The 22539-nt window shown below is 69.2% G+C and carries 18 protein-coding genes; 6 read left to right on the forward strand and 12 right to left on the reverse strand.

The features are described from left to right. Position 1 precedes the first annotated feature (1 nt). The 6 genes from folE to P2F65_RS06475 form a co-directional block, all read right to left on the reverse strand. Positions 2-625, reverse strand: a complete 624-nt coding sequence (folE, locus tag P2F65_RS06450; RefSeq protein WP_275805297.1) for a GTP cyclohydrolase I FolE — start codon at positions 623-625, stop codon at positions 2-4. Continuing rightward, positions 603-2702: an ATP-dependent zinc metalloprotease FtsH gene (ftsH, locus tag P2F65_RS06455; RefSeq protein WP_275805299.1), complete on the reverse strand. Its 2100-nt coding sequence runs from the start codon at positions 2700-2702 to the stop codon at positions 603-605. The genes folE and ftsH overlap by 23 nt, the downstream gene beginning before the upstream one ends. 184 nt (positions 2703-2886) lie before the next feature. Continuing rightward, positions 2887-3438, reverse strand: a complete 552-nt coding sequence (gene hpt / locus P2F65_RS06460) for a hypoxanthine phosphoribosyltransferase (RefSeq protein ID WP_275805301.1) — start codon at positions 3436-3438, stop codon at positions 2887-2889. A 36-nt stretch (positions 3439-3474) separates the two neighbouring features. Then, positions 3475-4455, reverse strand: coding sequence for a tRNA lysidine(34) synthetase TilS (gene tilS / locus P2F65_RS06465; RefSeq protein ID WP_275805303.1), 981 nt, complete (start codon positions 4453-4455; stop codon positions 3475-3477). Between the two features lie 15 nt (positions 4456-4470). Beyond that, positions 4471-5550: a zinc-dependent metalloprotease gene (locus tag P2F65_RS06470; RefSeq protein WP_275805305.1), complete on the reverse strand. Its 1080-nt coding sequence runs from the start codon at positions 5548-5550 to the stop codon at positions 4471-4473. A 20-nt stretch (positions 5551-5570) separates the two neighbouring features. Next, on the reverse strand, positions 5571-7016 hold the full coding sequence (locus P2F65_RS06475) for a D-alanyl-D-alanine carboxypeptidase (RefSeq protein WP_275805307.1): 1446 nt from the start codon (positions 7014-7016) through the stop codon (positions 5571-5573). A gap of 109 nt (positions 7017-7125) precedes the next feature. On the opposite strand from P2F65_RS06475, the gene P2F65_RS06480 reads away from it, so the two are divergent. Beyond that, on the forward strand, positions 7126-7749 hold the full coding sequence (locus P2F65_RS06480; RefSeq protein ID WP_275805308.1) for an inorganic diphosphatase: 624 nt from the start codon (positions 7126-7128) through the stop codon (positions 7747-7749). Positions 7750-8052: 303 nt separating this feature from the next. Here P2F65_RS06480 and P2F65_RS06485 read toward each other — a convergent pair whose 3' ends face one another. Both P2F65_RS06485 and P2F65_RS06490 read right to left on the reverse strand, forming a co-directional pair. Continuing rightward, entirely contained in the window at positions 8053-9378 is a 1326-nt protein-coding gene (locus P2F65_RS06485) for an MFS transporter (protein ID WP_275805309.1), read from the reverse strand. Between the two features lie 63 nt (positions 9379-9441). After that, positions 9442-10797, reverse strand: a complete 1356-nt coding sequence (locus P2F65_RS06490; protein WP_275805310.1) for a phosphoribosyltransferase family protein — start codon at positions 10795-10797, stop codon at positions 9442-9444. A 108-nt stretch (positions 10798-10905) separates the two neighbouring features. Here P2F65_RS06490 and P2F65_RS06495 point away from each other — a divergent pair, with 108 nt between their 5' ends. Together P2F65_RS06495 and P2F65_RS06500 are read left to right on the forward strand one after the other, a co-directional pair. Continuing rightward, positions 10906-11739, forward strand: a complete 834-nt coding sequence (locus P2F65_RS06495; protein WP_275805311.1) for an alpha/beta fold hydrolase — start codon at positions 10906-10908, stop codon at positions 11737-11739. 52 nt (positions 11740-11791) lie between these two features. Continuing rightward, complete coding sequence (locus P2F65_RS06500; protein WP_275805312.1) at positions 11792-12277, forward strand: hypothetical protein; 486 nt, start codon at positions 11792-11794, stop codon at positions 12275-12277. Between the two features lie 15 nt (positions 12278-12292). Here P2F65_RS06500 and P2F65_RS06505 read toward each other — a convergent pair whose 3' ends face one another. Together P2F65_RS06505 and P2F65_RS06510 are read right to left on the reverse strand one after the other, a co-directional pair. Further along, entirely contained in the window at positions 12293-12562 is a 270-nt protein-coding gene (locus tag P2F65_RS06505; protein ID WP_275805313.1) for a GlsB/YeaQ/YmgE family stress response membrane protein, read from the reverse strand. 120 nt (positions 12563-12682) lie between these two features. Then, positions 12683-13177 (reverse strand): hypothetical protein, encoded by a 495-nt coding sequence (locus tag P2F65_RS06510; RefSeq protein ID WP_275805314.1) that lies wholly within the window; start codon positions 13175-13177, stop codon positions 12683-12685. Between the two features lie 512 nt (positions 13178-13689). Here P2F65_RS06510 and P2F65_RS06515 point away from each other — a divergent pair. Together P2F65_RS06515 and P2F65_RS06520 are read left to right on the forward strand one after the other, a co-directional pair. Continuing rightward, positions 13690-14391 (forward strand): ATP-binding protein, encoded by a 702-nt coding sequence (locus P2F65_RS06515; protein ID WP_275805315.1) that lies wholly within the window; start codon positions 13690-13692, stop codon positions 14389-14391. Positions 14392-14677: 286 nt separating this feature from the next. Next, entirely contained in the window at positions 14678-16627 is a 1950-nt protein-coding gene (locus tag P2F65_RS06520; protein WP_275805316.1) for an amino acid transporter, read from the forward strand. 3045 nt (positions 16628-19672) lie between these two features. On the opposite strand, the gene P2F65_RS06525 is transcribed toward P2F65_RS06520, so the two are convergent. Next, positions 19673-20722, reverse strand: a complete 1050-nt coding sequence (locus P2F65_RS06525; RefSeq protein ID WP_275805317.1) for a Bpu10I family restriction endonuclease — start codon at positions 20720-20722, stop codon at positions 19673-19675. Next, complete coding sequence (locus P2F65_RS06530) at positions 20712-21917, reverse strand: DNA cytosine methyltransferase (RefSeq protein WP_275805318.1); 1206 nt, start codon at positions 21915-21917, stop codon at positions 20712-20714. Before P2F65_RS06530 ends, P2F65_RS06525 begins: the two co-directional genes overlap by 11 nt. Positions 21918-22279: 362 nt before the next feature. Here P2F65_RS06530 and P2F65_RS06535 point away from each other — a divergent pair, with 362 nt between their 5' ends. After that, positions 22280-22534, forward strand: a complete 255-nt coding sequence (locus P2F65_RS06535; RefSeq protein WP_275805319.1) for a hypothetical protein — start codon at positions 22280-22282, stop codon at positions 22532-22534. Positions 22535-22539: the final 5 nt, after the last annotated feature.

Here is a 22539-nt window from a genome sequence, read left to right on the forward strand (position 1 = left end):
GTCAGCGCTGGCCGCCCTGCAGCAGCGCCATCGCCTCGGCGCGGGTCGCCGGGTCGCGGAGCTGGCCGCGGACCGCCGACGTGATCGTGCGCGAACCAGGCTTGCGGACCCCGCGCATCGACATGCACAGGTGCTCGCACTCCACGACGACGATCACGCCCTGGGCGCCGAGGTGCTCGACGAGGGCGTCGGCGATCTGCGTGGTCATCCGCTCCTGCACCTGCGGCCGGCGGGCGAAGACCTCGACGAGCCGGGCGATCTTCGACAGCCCGGTGACCCGGCCGTCATGGGCCGGGATGTAGCCGACGTGCGCGACACCGTGGAAGGGCACGAGGTGGTGCTCGCAGGTGCTGTAGACCTCGATGTCGCGCACGATGATCATCTCCTCGTGCTCGATCGAGAAGGTCGCCGACAGCACCTCCTCCGGCGTCATCCGAAGGCCGGCGAAGGTCTCGGCGTAGGCGCGGGCCACCCGGGCGGGGGTCTCGAGCAGCCCCTCGCGGTCGGGGTCCTCCCCGACCGCGATGAGCAGCTCCCGGACGGCGGCCTCGGCCCGCTCGAAGTCGATCGCGTTACGGGCCCCGACGGCGTCGCCCTCGGCCTCAGTGCGAGTTGGGGTCGACATGGCCGCCCTCGGGGACCTCGATGACCTTCGCCGGGGGGTGCTCTTCCTTGTGCGGGTAGGCGCCCGCCTGGGCCGCCTCGTCGATGGCGTCGGCCGTGGACTGCGAGCCGTCGGCGCTCTGGGCGGTCCCGTTCTGGCCACCGTTCTGGGCGGCCCGCTCGGCCGGCGTCAGCACGGGCGGCTGGTCGGACAGCAGACGGGTCTCGCTCGAGAGCCAGGTCGGGCGCAGGGGGCGCTTCTTGACCGACGAGAAGATCTCCGCGAGCTCGGCCGCGTTGAGGGTCTCCTTCTCGAGCAGCTCGAGCACGAGGTGGTCGAGGACCGCGCGGTTGTCGTTGATGACGTGCCAGGCCTCGTCGTGGGCGGCGTCGATGAGGCGGCGGACCTCCTCGTCGACCACGCTGGCGACGTCCTCGCTGTAGTCGCGCTGGTGGCCCATGTCGCGGCCGAGGAAGACCTCGCCCTGGCTCTGGCCGAGCTTGATCGCGCCGACGCGCTCGCTCATGCCGTACTCGGTGACCATCTTGCGGGCCATCGCGGTGGCCTTCTCGATGTCGTTGGCGGCGCCGGTGGTGGGGTCGTGGAAGACGACCTCCTCCGCGACGCGGCCGCCGAGGGCGTAGGAGAGCTGGTCGAGGATCTCGTTGCGCGTGGTCGAGTACTTGTCGTCGGTCGGCATGACCATCGTGTAGCCGAGGGCCCGGCCGCGCGGCAGGATGGTCACCTTGGTGACCGGGTCGGTGTGGTTCATGGCCGCCGCCACCAGGGCGTGGCCGCCCTCGTGGTAGGCCGTGATCTTGCGCTCCTTGGCGGACATGATCCGGGTGCGCTTCTGCGGGCCGGCGATGACGCGGTCGATGGCCTCGTCCAGGGCCGCATTGTCGATGAGCTTCTGGTCGCTGCGCGCCGTGAGCAGGGCGGCCTCGTTGAGCACGTTGGCCAGGTCGGCGCCGGTGAAGCCCGGGGTGCGGCGCGCCACGGCGAGCAGGTCGACGCCGGTGGCCATCGGCTTGCCCTGGGAGTGCACCTCGAGGATGCGGTGGCGGCCGATCATGTCGGGCGCCTCGACGGCGATCTGGCGGTCGAAGCGGCCCGGGCGCAGCAGTGCCGGGTCGAGGATGTCGGGGCGGTTGGTGGCCGCGATGAGGATGACGTTGGTCTTGACGTCGAAGCCGTCCATCTCGACGAGCAGCTGGTTCAGCGTCTGCTCGCGCTCGTCGTGGCCGCCGCCGAGGCCGGCGCCGCGGTGGCGGCCGACCGCGTCGATCTCGTCGACGAAGATGATGGCCGGGGCGTTGGCCTTGGCCTGCTCGAACAGGTCACGCACGCGCGAGGCGCCGACACCGACGAACATCTCGACGAAGTCCGAGCCGGAGATCGAGTAGAACGGCACGCCCGCCTCGCCCGCGACGGAGCGCGCGAGCAGGGTCTTGCCTGTGCCGGGAGGGCCGTAGAGCAGCACGCCCTTGGGGATCTTGGCGCCGACCGCGAGGAACTTCGCCGGCTCGGCCAGGAACTCCTTGATCTCGTGGAGCTCCTCGACCGCCTCGTCGGCACCGGCGACGTCGGCGAAGGTGACCTTCGGGGTGTCCTTGGTGGCGAGCTTGGCCTTGGACTTGCCGAACTGCATGACGCGCGAGCCGCCGCCCTGCATCTGCGACATGAGGAACCAGAAGAGGCCGAGCAGGATGATGATCGGCAGCAGCGACCCGAGCAGGGCCAGCAGCGGGTTGGTGTCCTTGACCTCCATGTTGTAGCCACCGGGCGGCTCGTTGGCCTGCACCAGCTTCACGAACTCGGGCCCGGCCGCCTCGACGTACTGGGTGCGGACCTTGGTGGCGTCCTTGATGTTCTCGCCGTCGGAGTACTTCTCACCGGACTTGAGGTCGAGGTCGACGACCTCGTTGTTGGTGATCTGGATGCGCTCGACCTTCTTGTCGGCGATCAGCTGCTCGGCCGCCGAGGTGTCGATGCGCGTGTAGCCGCCGCTGTCGCTGAAGGAGAACACCATGAGGGTGGTGGCGACCACCACGATGACCCAGAACAACGGGGTCCGGAGAATGCGCTTGAAATCCATGTGTGTGCGGGGTGCTGCCACCCCGTGCCTCCTGCTCGATCAGCGAACGCGCCGACGCCCCGACGGGACACGACGTAGTGACGACGGTACACCGGCGTGACCGCCGCCTGTGGGGGTCAACGATGCAGCCCGCACGGGTGTTCCGCCACCGAAACCGACGGGTTGGATCCCTTCGGGTGGGGCCCTAGGAGTAGACGTGCGGCGCGAGGGTTCCCACGACCCGCAGGTTGCGGTAGCGCTCGGCGTAGTCGAGGCCGTAGCCGACGACGAACTCGTTGGGGATGTCGAAGCCGACCCAGCGCACGTCGATGTCGACCTTGGCCGCCTCGGGCTTGCGCAGCAGCGTGCAGATCTCGACCGACGCCGGCGAGCGCGACTCGAGGTTGGCCTTGATCCACGACAGGGTCAGGCCGGAGTCGACGATGTCCTCGACGATCAGCACGTGCTTGCCGGTGATGTCGGTGTCGAGGTCCTTGAGGATGCGCACCACGCCGGAGGACTTGGTGCCCGACCCGTAGGACGACACGGCCATCCAGTCGACGGGGGCCGTGCCGGGCAGGGCGCGGGACAGGTCGGCCATGACCATCACGGCGCCCTTGAGGACGCCGACCAGGAGCAGGTCCTTGCCCTCGTACTCGGCCCAGATCTCCTTGGCGAGCTCCTCCAGCTTGGCGAGGATCTCCTCCTCGGTGATGAGCACCTTCTCGAGATCGGCTCCCATGTGGGCAGCGTCCACGTTCAACTCCTGAAGTCTCGGGCCGGTCGGCCCTGCCTATTCAACCCGAGAGCGGGCGGCGATGGACACCCGGCCGCCCGAGCGGGTGACGGCGACCGGGCCGGGGACGCTGATCGGCCCCTGGCCGTGCCAGCGGGTCAGCAGGGCGTCGCACGCCTCGACGTGCGAGAACGCGAGCTGGCCGGCAGGGGCCCCCGCGGCGATGAGGAGCAGGCGCCAGGCACGCGTGCGCACCGCCCGCGGCACCGCCTGGAGGTCGGACACAGCGAACGGCCCCTCGCCCAGTGCTTCGGCTGCCGCCCCGGCCAGCGCGTCGAGGTGGTCGGCGTCCTCGCGCAGCCGGTCCGCCGTGCGGGCCAGGGCGGCGGCGACCCCCGGCCCGAGCGCCGCCTCGAGCGCCGGCATCACCGACCGGGCGCGGACCCGCGCGTATGCCGGGTCGGCGTTGTGCGGGTCCGCCCACGCTTCCAGCCCGCTCGCCGCGCACGCGGCGGCCGTCTGCGCGCGGGAGAGGTGGAGGAGGGGGCGGGCGTAGCGGCCGCGTCGCGCCGGCATACCGGACAGGGAGCGGGCTCCGGAGCCGCGCGCCAGGCCCAGCAGCACCTGCTCGGCCTGGTCGTCGCGGGTGTGGCCCAGCAGCACCAGCGCGGCCCCGAGCCGCTCGGCGGCCGCGTCGAGGGCGACGTAGCGCGCGGACCGGGCGGCCGCCTCCGGCCCGCCCCTGCCGGGGTCGACCGACACGGGCACCACCTCGACCGGGTCGAGGCCCAGGGCACGGCACTGCTGTGAGGCGCGCCGGGCTATGTCGGCCGAGCCGGACTGGAGCCCGTGGTCGACCACGACGGCGCCGGCCCCGACGGCCAGCTTGGGCGCCTCGAAGGCCACCGCCGAGGCCAGCGCCAGCGAGTCGGCCCCACCGCTGCAGGCCACCAGGACCATCGAGCCCGGATCGAGGTCGCAGAGCAGGGAGCGGACGGCGAGGCGCACCGCCGCCACCACCGGGTGCGGGCCGGTCACGGGGTCACCGCGACGTCACCCGTGGACGCGGGCCACCCACGCCGACGGCTCCTCGATCTCCCGGGGCAGCGGCAGCGTCTCCGGGGAGGTCCACACACGGTTGAAGCCGTCCACGCCCACCTCGTCGATGACCGAGCGCACGAAGACCGCGCCGTCGCGGTACTGACGCATCTTGGCCTCGAGGCCCAGAAGCCGGCGCAGCAGGCGGTCGAAGGCCCCCACGCCCTTGCGCCGCTCGTTGAACTTGGCCCGGATCTCGGCGACCGACGGGATGACCTGAGGGCCGACCTCGTCCATCACCACGTCGGCATGCCCCTCGAGCAGGGACATGACGGCCGTCATCTGGGCGAGGCGTTCGCGCTGCTCGGGTGTCGCGATGAGCTCGGTGATGCCGGTGCCGCCGCTCTTGAAGGCCTCCGGCAGCTGGCGGGAGAGGCGGCTGAGGACGTCCTGGAGCTTGCCCGGGTCGGGGGCCATCTCGCTGGCGAGGGAGCGGGCCCGCTCGATCATGTGCTCCCGCAGCCACGGCACCGCCGTGAACTGCACCCGGTGGGTCTCCTCGTGCATGCAGACCCACAGGCGGAAGTCGTCGGGGTCAACGCCGAGCTGGCGCTCGACGTGGACCACGTTGGGGGCCACGAGCAGCAGGCGCGGGGTGCCACCCGGTGCCAGGTCGTACTGCCCCAGCACCTTGCTCGCCATGAAGGCCAGCAGCGCCCCCGCCTCGCCGCCGGTCACCTTGCCGCCCACCGCGGCGACGGCCGCCGAGGACTGCTGCTTGCGGCGCCCGACGATCTGGGCGAACACCGGGTCGACCATCGCGGACATGGAGTCGGCGTTGAGCCCGATCCAGGTCGGACGATCGACGACCAGTGGCGCCGGAGCCTCCCCCGGGGCGTGCAGCCGGGCGGTCTCGGCCACCGGCTGCTGGGCCCGGGCGGCGGCCCGGTGGATGGACGCCACCACCCCGGCCGCCTCGTCGGCACTCACCTTGGGGCCGGCCGGCACGATGCGCGCCCCCGCCTGCTTGGCGAACTCCCAGTCGACGGGACCGGGACCCGCCCCGGCGGGGCCGGGGTCGCTCGTGTCGCTCATGCTCATCTCCCCACCGTAGGTCAGCGGCAGCCGCAGGACGCGAGGGCCGCCACGAACCGGTCCAGCGCCGCCCGGGCGGCGACGGTGCCCGGGAAGCCCCCGGGCACCCGGTCGGCGACGACGGCGAAGGTCAGCACCCGGCCGTCGCGGTCGACCACCGTGCCCGCCAGGCTGCTGGCGCCGGTCAGGGTGCCGGTCTTGGCCCGGGCGAGGCCGGCGGCGGAGCGGCTGCCCGGCTCGTCGAACCGGTCGTACAGGGTGCCGTCGAGGCCCGCCACGGGAAGCTGGGACAGCGTGTCACGCATGGACGGCACCGTGCCGCTGGCGCCGAGGGCGAGCACGTCGCCGAGCACCCGTGCCGGGATCGCCTGGCCGGACGTGAGGCCGCTGGTGTCCTTCAGGCGCACGCCGCTGAGGTCGACCCCGAGACCGGCGACGGTGCGCCGCACCAGGGCCGTCGCGGCCTCGAAGCCGGCTCCGCCGCCGGCCTGCACGCTGGCCTGCCGGGCCAGCGACTCGGTCAGGGCGTTGTCGCTGTCGTCGAGCGCCAGGGCGAGGATGTCGCCGACCGGTGCGGACTCCACTCGGCCCAGCTCGGCGGCGTCGGCTGCCGCGGCCAGGGCGCGAGTGCCGTCGGGGGCGGCCTTGGCCGTGATGCCCGCCTTGCCCAGGGCCGCGAGGAACGCCTCCAGCACGGCGTCCTCCGACACCGACGGCGATGGCTTGCCGGGGCGTGGCCGCTGCGACGCCAGCCCCAGCATGGAGACGCCCTGGGTGAAGCCCGCGTCCACGTCCGCGGTGGTCCAGCCCGGCGCGTACCGGGGCCCGGCGGCATACGTCATGTCGAGCCGCACCGTCACCGCCCCGGTACCCGCTGCCTGCAGGGCGGTGGCCACCTGGCCCGCCAGGTCGCCGAGGCCGGCGCGGCCGGCGACCGCCGTGGGGCTGCCCTTCCCCCGCGCGAGGAGCGAGTCGCCGCCCGCGACGAGCACGATCTCGGAGGGGCTGCGGCCCTGGACGACCCGGGTGGGCAGGGTGGTGGCCGGGTCCAGGGTCACCCCGACGGCGAGCGCGGTGAGGATCTTGGCGGTCGAGGCCGGCACGCGCGGCCGTTCGGCGTCGATGTCGAGGAGGTGGTCGCCGGTGAAGGCGTCGCGCACCGTCACCCCGATGGAGTCGCCGAGGGCCGGGGCGGCCAGCTCGTCGGCGAGCTCGCGGCGCAGCACGGTGGGGGCGGGCACCGGCGCCGAGAGGGCAGCCGCCTGGAGCGGGGTCGCCGTGTCGTCGGTCCGCGGGAGGGTGGGCGCCGGCCCGGCGGTCTGCGTCCCCGTCGGCTCCGGCTCCGGCAGCGGGCCGGTCGCGGCATCGCGCGTGAGGATGCCCGGGGCGAGGTCGAGGACGTCGAGGGCGCCGTATCCGACCAGCAGCAGCACGAGGGCGAGCAGGACCGCGACCAGTCGGCGCACACGACCCCCTCATGCTCATCGACCGTGGATACGGGACACTTGCCCGCGAGCCTAGGTCACGCACCACCTAGAGACACCAGTGCACCACCGAGAGTAAGGGGCAGCCGTCGTGGAGTTCGACGTCACCATCGAGATCCCCAAGGGTCACCGCAACAAGTACGAGGTCGACCACGAGACGGGACGCATCCGCCTCGACCGGCTGCTCTTCACGGCGATGAGCTACCCGTCCGACTACGGCTACGTCGAGGACAGCCTCGGCGAGGACGGCGACCCGCTCGACGCGCTCGTGCTGCTTCAGGAGCCGACCTTCCCGGGCTGCATCGTGCGCGCCCGCCCGATCGGCATGTTCCACATGCGCGACGAGGCCGGTGGCGACGACAAGATCCTGTGCATCCCGGCCGGCGACCCGCGCCAGGCGCACATCAAGGAGCTCGACGACATCAGCGAGTTCGACCGCCTCGAGATCCAGCACTTCTTCGAGACCTACAAGGACCTCGAGCCGGGCAAGTCCGTCGAGGGCGCCCACTGGGTCGGTCGCACCGAGGCCGAGCAGTGCGTCACCGAGGCGCTGCAGCGCGCCAAGGAGGCCGGCATGACCACCGCCCGCTGGACCTTGGCCAACCAGCACGAGGCCAAGCCGCCGGTCGCGCACACCGAGCAGGAGACCCAGCGCGCGAGCGCCAAGGCGTCCGAGGAGCTGGCGACCAAGGAGAGGCCGCTCCACGACGTGTGACCTGCGCGAGCGGTCAGCCCACCCGGCCGCCGTAGGGCAACAGGTCGGAGCGGTAGATGGTGGCCTCGCGGACGTGGGCGCCGGTGCAGGGGGCCTCGATCATCCGGCCTCCGCTGACGCACGAGCGTAGAGCCGGGTTTCACAGGAACCCCAGCCGTCACAGCAGTTCGGCGGTCCCCGAGTCCTGACTCGAAACGACGTCCGTGGCGTTCGTTTCAGCAGGTAGGGGGATCCGCGGCGCACCATGGCGGGAAACGTTGCGAATCGGTCACAGACTCGCAGTTGCCACGGAAGGCGGCCACCTCAGGAGGGGAGCCGCACCTCGCCGGCGCGCAGCGCGGCATACACCTCGGGCCGGTTCTCGCGCAGGTCGCGGCGCACCAGCCGGCGGTAGCGGAGGATCTGCACGACGCCGACCACCCAGACGAGGTACTGCACCGACATGGCGACCCGGAACGAGTCGACGGTGTAGGTCGCCGGCCCACCAGGGGCCACCCGGTCGAGCACGGCGCCGATCAGCATCACCGTGGACAGCGAGGCCACGAACCCGCCGACGTTGACGATGCCGGTGGCGCTGCCGACCCGGGTCGGAGGGTTGAAGGTGCGGGCCAGGTCGAAGCCGACCATCGACCCGGGTCCGCCCACCGCGGTGACGACGACCAGCACCACGAGCAGCCACAGGGGCGCCCTACCCGGCCACAGCAGCACGATCGCCCAGACGCCGGCGATGGCGCCGACGATGCCGAGCATGAGGGTGGACCGCGAGAACGGGTAGCGCGTTACGAAGGTGCCGATGGCAGGACCGCAGACCACGGCGGTGAGCGTCATGAGGATGAGCAGGAACCCGGCAGCGCCTGGCTCCAGGCCCTGCCCCGCCACGAGGAACGGGTAGCCCCACAGCAGCGCGAACACGGTGGCGCCGAACTGCACCGTGAAGTGCGACCACAGGCCCAGCCGGGTGCCGGGGGTCGACCAGGCCGCGCGCAGGGCACGGGCCAGGGCGCGCACCTTGATCTGGTCGAGCTCGTGGTCGGGATGGGGCGAGTCGCGCACGACCAGCACGAGGAGCATGCCGAGGAGCACCCCGACCGCCGCCGCGGTCGCGAACGACGGGGTCCACCCCCAGTGGTGCAGCGTAGCCACGAGGGGGGAGGCGGCCACGAGGGCGCCCATCTGGCCGAGCAACCCGGTGAGCTGGGTGACCATGGGGATGCGCACCGGCGGGAACCACAGGGCGACCAGGCGCAGCAGCGGCACGAAGACCATGGCATCGCCGACCCCCACCGCCACCCTGGCGAGGATGCCCATGCCGAAGGAGTCGGCGAACGCGAACGCGAACTGGGCGACCGTCATCGTCGCCACGCCCGTCATGAGGAGCCGCTTGGGCCCGAACCGGTCGAGCAGGGCGCCGACGGGGATCTGCATCGCCGCGTAGACGAACAACTGCACCATCGTGAAGATCGACAGCTCGGTGGCGGCGATCTCGAAGCGGTCGGCCGCCAGCAGCCCCGCGACCCCGAGGGAGCTGCGGTGGAACACCGCGAGGACGTAGACCGCCACCGCCGCTACGTACACCGACCAGGCCCGCCGCCCGCCCAGGGGGTGCGCGCGGCGGGTCGGGTCATTCACCCTTCAATTGTCGCGCACGGCAGCCGAGGGCGATGCCACGGCTCGGTCCGTGGGCAACGACGCTCACGCCGTCATGGACCCCCGCACCGCGAGGTGGCCCAGGAACCAGTCGCGGGCCAGCCGGGCCGCCTGGGCCAGCGTGCCCGGCTCCTCGAACAGGTGGGTCGCGCCGGGCACCACGGCCAGGTCGCACTCGCACGTCAGTTGCCGCTGGGCCCTGCGGTTGAGCTCCAGGACCATCTCGTCGTGGCTGCCGACGATCAGCAGCGTCGGCGCGGTGACCCGGTCAAGCACCGGGATCGCCAGGTCGGGGCGCCCTCCGCGTGAGACCACCGCCGCGATCTGCCGGGTCCGGACGGCTGCCGCGGCCAGCGCGGCGGCCGCTCCCGTGCTGGCGCCGAAGTAGCCGACCTGCAGCGGCGCTCCCCAGGGCTGGCGCACGACCCAGTCGGTGACCGTCACCAGCCGCTCGGCGAGCAGGTCGATGTCGAAGACGTTGGAGCGGTGCGCCTCCTCGGCCGGCGTGAGCAGGTCGAACAGCAGCGTTCCGAGCCCACCCTCCTGCAGCACCGTGGCGACGTAGCGGTTGCGCGGGCTGTGCCTGCTGCTGCCGCTGCCGTGGGCGAACAGGACGATGGCGCCCGCCCCCGCCGGGAGGGTGACATGGCCCGGGAGGGCCGTGCCGGCCACGGGGATGTCGACATCCTCGTCGAGGGCTGGGTGCTCGGGCGCGATGTGCCGCACCGGCTCGGGTCCGCCCGTCGCAGCCTGCTCCACGGGGGCGGCCGCAGCCGCGGCCAGCTTGAGCAGGGCCACCACCTCGTCGTCGGTGGTCTGGCCGAAGTCGTCGTAGAACTGGCCCACGGCGTAGAAGCGGTGGGGGCGTTGGAGGCAGACGAACTCGTCGACCTCGGGCCAGTGCTCCGGGTGGCTGTCGGCCGGGGCCACGGGGACGGCCAGCACGACCAGCTCGGCACCTGCGGCACGGGTGACGGCACAGGCTGCGTGGGCGGTCGACCCGGTGGCGATCCCGTCGTCGACGATGACGGCGACCTTGCCGGCGAGCGACAGCGCCGGGTGGTCGGGACGGAAGCGCCTTGCACGCTCGGCGACGACCTGCCGCTCCCGGGCCGCGACCATCGACAGCTCGGCCTCGCTCATGTGCAGGTGCCGCACGACCTCGTCGTTGACGACCATGACGTCGCCCTCGCCGACCGCGCCCATCGCCAGCTCCGGCTGGTAGGGCACGCCCAGCTTGCGGACGACGACCACGTCCAGAGGCGCACCCAGGGCGGCGGCCACCTCGGCCGCCACCGGCACTCCCCCGCGGGGCAGTCCGAGGACGAGGGTGTCTGGACCCCGGTAGCGCCTGAGGCTCTGGGCGAGCTGTCGGCCCGCGTCGCGGCGGTCGCTGAACATGGCAAGACCTCCCGTCTCCAGCCCCTCCCCGCCACGCTAGGAGCGGGCTCCCCGCGGGTGGGAGGGCCCTTGGTCCCGGCCGGGCTGTGCGCCGGTAGCGTCGCCCGCATGCAGAGGTGCGCGCGGGACGGGCTGACCTTCGACGTGTGGGACGAGGGCCCCCGGGAGGGCGATGCCGTCGTGCTCCTCCACGGCTGGCCCCAGGACCACACGGCCTGGCGACGCGTCGCACCCCTGCTCCACGCGGCGGGGCTGCGCACGCTCGCGCCGGACCAGCGCGGCTGCTCGCCGGATGCGCGCCCGCCGGCGACGACGGCATACGGGATGCGCGAGCTGGTCGGTGACGTCCGCGCGGTGATGGACCAGGCAGGCGTCGAGCAGGCCCACCTCGTGGGGCACGACTGGGGCGGCTCGGTGGCGTGGGCCTTCGCCGAGCGGCACCCTGACCGGCTGCGGAGCCTGACGGTGCTCTCGACCCCGCACCACCGCGCCATGGCCTGGGCCTTCCGCCACGGCGACCAGGGACTGCGCAGCTGGTACATGGCGGCCTTCCAGGTGCCCGTGCTGCCCGAGCTGGTGCTGCGGGCGGGCCTGCCCCTCGTGCTCCGCAGGAGCGGGCTCCCGCGCGAGGACGCGCAGCGGTATGCCGCGCGGTTCCGTGAGCCCGGCGCGGCCACCGGGGGGCTGAACTGGTACCGCGCCCTGACCCGCACGGGACGGCAGGGAGGCGGCGGGCGGTACGCGGCCGTGGACCGGCGCATCGCCGTGCCCACCACCTACGTGTGGGGCAGCTCCGACCCCGCCCTCGGGCGGGCGGCCGCGCAGCGCACCGCCCGGTACGTCGCGTCGGACTACCGGTTCGTCGAGCTCGACGCAGGGCACTGGCTGCCGGAGACGCAGCCGGAGCGAGTCGCCGAGGAGATCATCGGCCGCGCCACCTGAAATCATCCGCGGGGAGGTTGCCACGACCGCCGGCGTGCGGAGACGCTGCAGCATGGCCTCCGCTCGCCGGTCCCGCCCCACCGAGGAAAACACCGCAGCCACCATCTACGGGGTGATCGTCAGCGCCGCCGTCATGGCCTCCGCCCATGCCGAGACCGCCCTGGCGGTGGTGGTCGCCGTGCTCGTCACGATGGTCATCTACTGGGGTGCCGAGCGCTACGCGCGGCTGGTCGCCGAGCGCATCCACCAGGGGCATCGGCCGACCTGGGCGCAGGCCCGCAGCCAGCTCACCAACGGCTGGGAGATGGTCACCGCCTCCTACCTGCCGCTCGCGGTGCTCTCCGTGCTCACCCTGCTCGGGGTCGAGCTGTACGGCGCGGTGCTGTCGGCGCTGGTGTGCAGCACGGCGCTGCTCTGCATCGCCGGCTGGGCCATGGGCAGGAACGGCCATCTCACGCCGTGGGAGCGGGTGGCGTCGTCGTTGGTGGCCGGGCTGTTCGGGCTGGTGATGATCGCGCTGAAGTCACAGCTGCACTGACCGGTGGGGCACTGGTCAGTGGCGCGATTGCTGCTTGGGCGTCCCCGCTCCCAGACTGTTCAGCACCACGAGCACGAGGATGGCCCCGAGGATCGAGCCCACGAGCCCGCTCAGGCGCAGCTCGAGGCCGTCGCCGAACAGGAGGCTGCCGACCAGGCCGCCGACGAGGGAGCCTGCGATGCCCACGAGGAACAGCCGGCCGTAGTTCGGCTGGCCGCGACCCACCAGGAGGTGGGCGGCCCAGCCGGCCGAGAGCCCGATGACGAGGATGGCCACGATGAGCACCGGATGCTCCTCCCGCTGTCGGACGCCGCTGGCGGACGCCCGACCCACCTCCAGACGTCACCACCACGCTAGGAAGGACCCCGGCTGCGCGGCTCACCCGTCGTGGATGAGCTTGCAGTGCTACAGCGATCCGGTCGCCACCCAGCGGCAGGCCTGCTCGAACGACTCGCCGGCGTCGGCAGCCAGGTAGACCGAGGCGGGGACACCACCGCTTGCAGGGTCGTGCAGCCGCGCCGTCCAGACGTCGCTGCCCTCTGGGGATCGCAGCGTCGCGGTGCGCTCGAGGGTGCAGGACGCGACCACGACCTCCGGCGCACCCGTGACACCGCGGATGCGCGTGACGCTGAACGCGTGCCCGTCCACGATGTCGGTGCAGCGGGCGGCAGCCTCGGCCTTGGTCTGGGCCCGGCCCAGGGCGGCGAGGGTGGAGTTCAGGCTCGACAGGGCCACCGCCACCGCCGCGTAGGAGACCTCCCGGGCGCGCTGCACCTCGGCGACCGCCACGTCATGCGCCTGTTCGGCCCGAAGCAGCTCGGCCGCGAGGTCAGCCCGCGCGGTTTCCTCCGCGCTGGCGACGTACCAGGCGTTGTCGAACAGCCGCTCCATCAGTTTCATCCCGCCACCCCTTCGGCACAGCGCCCGGGCCCCTCGGCACCGGGCGTCTCGGCGCCCGCCGGCGCCGAGACGTCCATCGTGGTGAGGCGTGGTGGAGAACGCATCCGACCGTTGGTGGAGAGGGACCTACGTGCAACGGTGGAGCAGGCCCGCCGAAACGGCCGTTTGCCTGCGGTGGCTGTCAGTGGTCTGCGGTGGACGCGCGAGTAGTACGGCGGATTGCGTATTTCCCCGCGGCGGCCCATGGCTGAGACTGGTGACTCGGGGGTGGGCAGCGGTGGCGGGGTCCGCGTGCCCCAATGGAAGAGGCGGGGTTCTTCATGGTGTGGTCGGGTCACGAGTGTGGACCGGGGGTCGCGACAGGCAGCGACCCAGTGGTGCGGGGGGACTGCTTGGGGGCGCCCCGAGGGCGGGCGCAGGCCCCCACGACGTGGGCTGGGGCGAACTGGGCGTCCTCGGGCGGCGTCGGCCGGCACGGCAGGGTGCGGGCCTACCCCCAGCACGATGTCTGGGTGGTGGAGACCGATGGCCCGCTGGACCAGGTCGCCGACGACATCGACCACGGCATCCAGTCGGTGCTGGCCGAGTACCCCAGGGCCGTCGTGTGCGGTGTCGCCGGGCGGCTGGACCAGGTGGGCTGGTCGGCCCTGGACACGCTGGCCTCCATCGGGCGGCATCCGAAGGCCTGGCCCGAGACACCGGTCGTGATGGCCTTCGAGGACCGCAGCGCTGCTGAGCTCATCGGGCACCGCAGGGAAGGCCGCCACCTGCGCTTCGCGGCCTCGATGCTCTCGGCCTGGACCGAGGCCGCGCTCCACCGTCCGTTGCTCGGCGCCCGGATGCTCCTCGGCCCGAGCCCCACGGCGGCCCGCGCGGCCCGTCGGTTCCTGGCGCAGGCCTGCGAGGAGTGGGGGGTGCCGAGCTGCATCCCCGTTGGCGAGCTCGTCGTCAGCGAGCTGGCGACCAACGCCCTGCGGCATGCCGGGTCTGACCTCGAGGTGATGCTCGCCAGCGACGGGAAGTCGATGCTGCGGGTCGGTGTGCGCGACCGACTGGGGGCGGCACCCGCTACGCGGCCCTGCTCCGAGGGCGGTCTCGGCGGCAGGGGCCTGCACATCGTGCGAACCGTGGCGAGCGGCTGCGGCGCCCTTCCGACCGCGGACGGTGGCAAGGTCGTCTGGGCGACGATCAGGCCCGCCGGAGCCCTCTCCTGACGCGCGATCAGGTTGACCGTCTTGGGGTCCCGTGGGTGGCTCAGAGGCGTTCGGACCGTAGGTCAATGTGCTGACGTTCGCGTTCTCCGCACCGTTCTTGATCGGACTGCGTCACTTCGGGAGGCCGCATGAGTGCGGGCACCCTGGCTCACGCACATGAGCAGGCCCGCCTCGCACGGTCCGTCGCGGATGAACGCGCAAGAAGCGCGGGCGTGCCCAAGTCAGGAATCTCTCGTATGCCAGAGTCCGATGCTGCCAAGGCAAGCGCCACAACTAGGGTGGCGCCGTGATCGACCTCGAGACGCGCCGTCGGTTCAGGCAGTGGTTCCTCGATGCCAGCGAGCCGGATCCAGGCGGGTACTACGAGGGCGAGCAGGAGGCGCAGCGTGAGCACCACGTGCAGCCGTGGTGGCGAGTCATGTGCCTCACCGGTGTGGACTACTTCTCCACGCTCGGTTACCAGCCGGGCATCGCCGCCCTTGCCGCCGGGGCACTGGCGCCAGTGGCCACCTTGGTCCTTGTGCTGGTCACGCTGTTCGGCGCCCTGCCCATGTACCGCCGGGTTGCCCATGAGAGCCCCCACGGTGACGGCAGCCTGTCGATGCTGCAGCGGCTGCTGACCTACTGGCCCAGCAAACTGCTGGTGCTGTCCCTGCTGGGTTTCGTGGCGACCGGTTTCATCATCACGATCACCCTGTCCGCAGCCGACGCCAGCGCGCACCTGATGGAGAACCCGTTCCTGCACGACCCCCTCCAGGGTAAGCAGGTGCTGCTCACGTTGGGGCTGATCGCGCTGTTGGCGGCCATCTTTCTCAAGGGGTTCAAGGAGGCCATAGGCGTCGCCGTGGTGCTGGTGGCCGTCTACCTCGGGTTGTCGGCCGTCGTCATAGCCACCGGCCTGGTCGAGGTCGTGGGCAACCCCAGCCTGCTCAATGGCTGGACATCCGCCATGACCCTTGAACATTCAGCTCCCTGGGGCATCATCGGCGCGTCACTACTGGTGTTCCCTGCTCTCGCTTTGGGTCTCTCCGGGTTCGAGACCGGTGTGGTGGTGATGCCCCTGGTCAAGGGCGATCCTGACGACGACCCCGAACAGCCGACGGGCCGCATCCGCAACGCCCGCAAGTTGCTGACCACGGCCGCCCTGATCATGAGCGTCCTCCTCATCACGTCCTCGCTGGTCACCACGCTCCTGATCCCGGCACAAGAGTTCCAGCCCGGGGGCGAAGCCAACGGTCGAGCACTCGCGTACCTGGCGCACGCACGCCTCGGGGAGCTGTTCGGCACTCTCTATGACGCGGCTACCATCGGCATCCTCTGGTTCGCCGGCGCCAGCGCCATGGCCGGTCTGCTCAACATCGTCCCCCGCTACCTGCCCCGCTACGGCATGGCTCCGGACTGGGCGCGGTCCACCCGTCCACTGGTACTCGTGCTGACCCTGGTTGCTGCCGCCGTCACCATCGCCTTCGGCGCCAAGGTCGACGAGCAGGCGGGCGCGTACGCCACCGGCGTCCTGGCGCTCATGCTCTCAGCTGCCGTGGCCGTCTTCCTCACCGAGCTGCGACGAGGCCACCACCGCGCCGCGAGCTACTTCGCGGTCATCAGCCTGGTCTTCACGTACACCTTCTTGGACACCATCCTCGAACGCCCCGAAGGTCTTTACATCGCACTGCTCTTCATCGCCATGATCCTGAGCTTCAGCGTCGCCTCCCGGATCAGCCGTAGCACCGAGCTGCGGGTGGGCACCGTAGTCTTCGACGACTCCGCCAGTGCGGTCTTGGACAACGCCCACGACCGTGGGCAGCCGGTGCGCTTCATCGCCAACAAGCTCAACGCCGGCGACCCTACCGAGTACGAGGACAAGGACCTTGAAGTCCGCCTCGATAACCACCTGCGCAGCTGGCAGTCCGCAATCTTCCTCGAGGCGTACGTCACGGACGCCAGCGACTTCACCTCACCGGTGACCGTCACGGCCGTGCAGGTGGGGCGTCACCAGATCCTGCGGGCCGGCGGCACCTCGGTCCCCAACGTGCTCGCGGCCGTTCTGCTCGCCATCCGCGACCGGATGACCGCGCCCCCGCACGTCTATTTTGAGTGGAGCGAACGACCGCCCGGCGAGAACGTCCTGAGGTTCCTCCTCGCCGGGGAAGGCGACGTCCCGCCGCTCACGCATGAGATTCTTCGCCGCGCGGAACCGGACCCAGCCCGGCGGCCAATCCTCCACGTGGGCGGATAGGCAAGGGACGCCCATCCTGCTGGCCCTCACGCAGTTCTCCCTAGGCGTGCCTGGCCTCCGGGGTCACCCGAAGCGCTTAGGGCCATCATCTCGGCACCGGGACCATCGACCCGACTTGGTGGGACCAATGGCATGGCTGGCGGCCCCGCCCCGGAGGTCATGGTAGGAGAGCAAGGTCGCAGGAGATCGGGGCAGTTGTCCCCCCACCCCTGGTTCCCGATTTGCTTCGCAGGCCTTGCACCCGCCGCACCGGCTGGCACAGGCGGGCCCGTGTGGCACGGCCCCCAAGCCTCCCCCGAGCTTGGGGGCCGCCCGACACCCACGGTGGTCATAGCGCCCAACTGGCCCTGACACGATGAGATCGGATGGCCAAAGAAGCACCCGACCGCCGAGACCACAGGGGGCCGACAGGCCCTCCCTGGGCCCTCAGCCGCACGAGCGTCGTTGTTCTGAGTTCTCCGTCCCCGACGAAGAGCACACAAATGAAGCCGGGTTGACGGGGATATGGAACGACAACCTGATGCACGGGCGTGAGGGTTCGATTCCGGACCGCCATGTGCGCGTTCGGTGCGCACGAAGGCCGTCCTGAGCGGGTGACGATGGCTCCGATGAGGCTCCTAGCCGCCTTCGCGCAGGCGGTCCGCACTGCCTCTGACCAGCAGAAACGCCCTCCGGTGAACCGGAGGGCGTTGTCTGAGCCGCCTAAGGGAATCGAACCCTTGACCTATTCATTACGAGCGTCTGTGGCCCCGCGTCAGGGTCGGCACCAACGGCGTCTGCCGCACGAACGGCGTCAACTTCGACCAGTCGTACGGGTCGGACGACGTTGTCATGTGCCCATCTTGTGCCCATGGACGGCTGTAACTGAGCGTTCGCGCGGAGGCAACCACGCGGGTCTGCGCAGCGACCTGATCGGGCGGTGCTGGAAGGTGACCGGCTGCGATGCCGGTACGGGACTTCGCCACACGGGTATGCGAAGGCGAGCCCAGCTTGTGGTCACGGCTGGGGCTTACGGCAGGCACCCACGCGCCAGCCCCTGCCGTCCGCAGCGCAATAGAAGGTGATGAACCGCTGAGCTGAGAGCAGCGCCCTGGTACTGGACCCGGGGCGATGCTGTGTTGTGCCGGCGGTCGACGGGACCGGCCGCGCCCGGAACGGCCGCCAGGCCGCATGCCCGGCACGGCCGGGGCCGAAGGCCCCGGCCGCGCGGCGAAGCCGCGTTTAAGCCAGTGAAGAAAGTCCTCACCGTCAGTTTTGAACGCTTTCGGTACAGTCTGATCGTTTCCTTTAACGAGTAGGCGCCCGGTGCTGAACCGTCCGGAGACGGCGGCATCAGTCCTAGCCTGACGAGATGACGCTCGTTGTTGAGCGTTGCGTTAGTCGAGATGGTGAGCACGGGAGACGACCGGCTGTGCGTGGATACCGCCCTAGTGCCTTGGTGCTAGGCGCGCAGCTTCCGATCGAGCCATTGACCACGGGCGGTCCAGGGCATGCAATTGTTGGCATCTGCCTCTACTGCAAAGGGATTCGGATCCGCACTCACAGCTCGTCGGAGCCGGATCACGGTCCAGAGGCGCATTTGGCTTTGCCGCCTTGTCGAGACCCGGCAACTCTCTGCGGCAACGCCCGGCAATACCGGGCCAAGAGTCCGGCAACGCACTCACTACCGACATCTTGGGACACTTTCTTCAATCGCATCGCGGGTTGCGAGCCGTGGTCGTCAAGGACCGAGCGCGCGGGGTGTATTGCCATTGCTTGGGCGGCCAATTGGCCCGGGGGCCGCTCGCAACGCGTCACACTCGGCTATCTCACCAGCTTCCCGGAGTGCATTATGGCTAGCACACCAAGCTCACTTGCAAAGCGGCGACGCCCATTTCTGCGCCTACTGCTATTGACAGGGGCTGCATTTGTAGCGTTTGCCCTGACCCTTGGTTCAACATCAGCCTTTGCAGGCTCACCAACTCAACAAACCGCCAGACCATCCCCGCCCGAGAACTTCACCGGCGGTGCGGTGGATACGGGTACATTTATGTTGAGTTGGACACCCTCAGCAAGTGCTGTTCGGTACGAACTGCTGAACGTGACGACCAAGCAAACACGGTTCATCGAGGGACCTTTTGATGAATCTGTCGCGCATGAGAGATGGGGTGGCTTCCAACCAGACACACCGATCTGTTTCAGACTTCGCCTGTGGAGTAGCGCTGGCTCGTCACTGTGGGTTCCAGCAGATGCGCGTGGGCTCTGTCAGCGGACTCCTACGGATGTGCAGTCGCTTCTTTCGTTTCCGTTCCCCGCGATGAGCGAGGCGCGCGTGACAAATGTGCTTCATGGACCGACCTGGTCTTATGTCGACGACGATTCGGCCGAACCAAAGGTCAGGCTCTCCTTTACCAACGGTCGCTCCATGAAGCACGGCCTCGATCTCGGGGCGGGCCCAGGGGTTGATCAGTATGTGGGGGCTGTTAGTGCAGGCCAAGTCGTCGCGGTGGACCGGGCCTGCCACACCGTTGTCATCGACGCGGGTAGCCACTGGTGGGTGTACCTACACCTCAACCCATCTCGTGGTCTGTCAAGGGGTGACGACGTGGTGAAGCGGACTTTGTTGGGCACTCTGATCACTGACCACCCTTCTGCGACATGTCATAAGGGTGAGCTTTGGGGCGGCTCACACCTGCACCTCGCCCTTGCTGAGGAGAGCCCCTCATCGCCAAATGAGGCCACGTATGTAAGCATGCTTGAAAGCTCCTTCTGCGGCCATCGCTTGATCGAGTTGCGCGGAGAGGTCTATTTCAAGGGTCTGACCCGGGCACCCGAGGAGCGATTTACGGTACCGCTCTGCTAAAGCGAAAGCCGGCGCCTACGAGGTTTCGGTCCTGAATCGATCCATATGTCCGGACTCACTTGTCGACAGGGCACTCGCACGGCGTTGACGGGGGTTATTGGAGGACAGAGTCACCCGAATGAGGAAGCCAGCAGCGGCCCCTGCCTAAAGATGCGGGGGCCGCTGTGCGGCCATTGCGATGCCTGGCCGGCCGAGAGGCGAGGTCACTTCAAAACGCCGGAGTCCTCCCAACTCTCAGGTGAGACCCAGTCTTCTCGCAGGTGGTCCCGTACGCGCTCGAAGAGGTCCAACAAAGCCGGAGCGTGGATGGGCTTCAAACCAGACCCATCAGCCCTTCGGATCTTACGATCGACGTTTTTTGCTCGTCGCAGAACATACACCTTGTCGATCTGAGAACCCAAGACGTTTACCTTGGCTAGGTCAAGTTTCAGGAACTCTGAGACGACGATGTAAAGACATCCCGGAAAACCTCGCTTGATGTTGGAAGCCAGGATGTCGGACTCGATCCATCTTGGGCGATCTAGGTATGTCTTACACTCTAGCGCGACAGCGGGGACGTATATCGACTTTGTCTTGCTAGTGCGCTCAGTGGACAGGTTCGAGTCGATTTTCTTGCCAATGACGAAATCGAGATTGCCCGTTGGGTAGTGCGGGGTTGGCATTTCCGCAAAAGAGGCAAACGTGGGAGCCGTGAAGTAAAGTCCCTGAAAGACCTCCCGGTGCCCTAACGCGAGGTCCTGCTCGAATGGAGCGAACACCGGCCGCAACAGGAAATAACAGAACTCTTCCAGGGCGGAGGGCTGCAGCGCCCCGCGGGAGTCGAAGGCGTCGACGCTTTCATGATCGAGCGTGTCCCGGTATGCCTGGTAAAGGGACGCCTGCTCCTCTACGTACTCTGCGGGGTCATCAACGTCGTCGCAGGCAAGGCTCTCAGACTGGGACCGCCAAGTCTTGTATCTCTCAGCGATCCCCCTGATTAGCGGCGCCAGAGTCTGGTCCTCATCGCGCTGAATGTCCCGGGCCTTTTTCAAGATGTTGGAACCATGCGGGTGCGCCGACGTGAGTTGCACGCCAACGCCGAATAGCGACTCGGCAGTCACCGGGCCCTCGTTTGCTGTGCGGACGACCTCGTCCAGCTGCGCTGCCGCTTTTGACTCCTCGAGCAGGTCCTGCACCGAGTCGCCCTCCTCGTCGAAGCTGGCGAAGTCACCAAGCGTGACCTCGGCAGCAGGCTTCGGAACCTCAGGCGACATTGCTCTCCTCATCTCGAGTTCTTGTGCTGTTTGCGTCCAGAGACCGGAGTAGCGAGGCCGCCAGCAGCGGCGGCACGGCGTTCCCGATCTGGACGTACTGGCAGAGGTGCTTCTCGCCAACTCTCCCCTCACGGGCTAGCAGCTTCTGGCTCACCACGGTTGGCTTCCCCTCAAACACATATCTGTCGGGGAAACTCTGGATGCGCGCGCCTTCGCGAGGAGTGAAGTTCCGGTGCAACTCCGGGTGAATAAAGTTGGCGTAGAACGTCGCTGGCACCGTGTGGCAAGGGCGATCCCAGTGCATTCGCCTGTTGTTCTGGTCGAATCGCCCCGCGCCTTGGCTCTCAGTGCGAGTGCGGAGTCGAGGCGCATGTTCTTCAGGAGCATGACTTTGCGATTGCCCTGGCGCAATGGTCTTGAATCGTTCAACAAGCCTTTGCGAGTGACGCATAGGCATGTGGTTGCGCACTGCCTCTCCAGCCCCATCGCGCATGACCGCTTGGTAAGCGTTGGTGGGCGCTGAGGTGTACGGCACTGGGTCGAGACGGCTGCCGACGTCCACCAAGGGGAGGTCCCCGAGCGCTTCCCGTACCGTCACGAACGGTTTCAACTCACCGAATATGGTGGGGCCACTTTCGCCGTGAGTGGCCGGGATCGCGCTTGGGGGGGTGGCCATGCTGTCAGCCACAAAAAATACTCGGCGTCGGATTTGGGGAACACCGAATTCGTGCGCGTTCAAAACGAGAACGCTCACGTTGTATCCTAGGTTTTCAAATTCCTCAACGATGACATGCTGGACTGACTCTCCGGAGCTAGTCTTAGCCCTAAGAATCCCAGGAACGTTCTCCATGATGACGCGGCTCGGCTCGAGTACCCGCGCAGCCCTCGCGAAATCCCGAAATAGCGAGTTGCGCGGATCTTTCGGGTCCTGTCTGCCAACAGCGGCATGCGAGAACCCCTGGCAAGGGGGACCTCCCACCATCAGGTCGGGATTCTTCGGAAAATGATCAAGAAACCATTTGTCTTCCACTGCAGTGACATCTTGCTGGAAGACTTCTGTGCCAGAGTGATTCGTACGAATCGTGTCGCACGCCCAAGCATCAATCTCCAAGGCGTGAGTGACGGTGTACCCCGCCATTTCCACGCCGAGGGAGAAACCGCCTGCACCTGCAAATAAGTCAATCGCGACCGCCACCGAACCTCCTCCTAAGACCCCGAGATGGTACCGACGCTCCCAGACGGCACTGACAAGGCCACGCCGCAAGCACGCAACACGAGGGACGCATCCAGCGCCGTGCGGCCCGGTCCATGAGGGCTTGGCAGGTGCTCACCGCACGAGGCAGCGAGACCACCCGTCGACGACGTGAGCCGAGCTCGGTAGGTCCATGCGCTCGGCCCTGGCAGCGGAGTCGGCGTGAGTCCAGAGCACGAACATTAGGTCAACAAACGGTAAGAAATCAACTCAAACTAGGACAAAGAGTGGACTAGGGCCCCCTGACCCCGAGTAAATGGCTGATGCGTGGGCGGCCGCCTCGCACCAACCGATTGGGGACGATCATGAACGCGCTCAACTCCACTCTCGCAGCCGCTGCGGGCACCGGGGGCCTGCAGGCCTGGATCAAGGACAACGTGATCCCGCTGCTCCTCCTGCTCATCGCGGTGATGCTCTTCGTGCTCGCTCAGCGAGGTGACAATGCGAAGGCGATGAAGGTTGTCGCCGGTGTGGTCATCGCACTCGCCGTTCTCGGCATCGCCAGCAGCGGTCAGGCAGGCAGTCTCGGTGCCTGGATGGCCGGGCTCATCACGGGCTGATCGTC

Origin of the sequence: Knoellia sp. p5-6-4 (assembly GCF_029222705.1) — a bacterium.
Classification (GTDB): Bacteria; Actinomycetota; Actinomycetes; order Actinomycetales; family Dermatophilaceae; genus Pedococcus_A.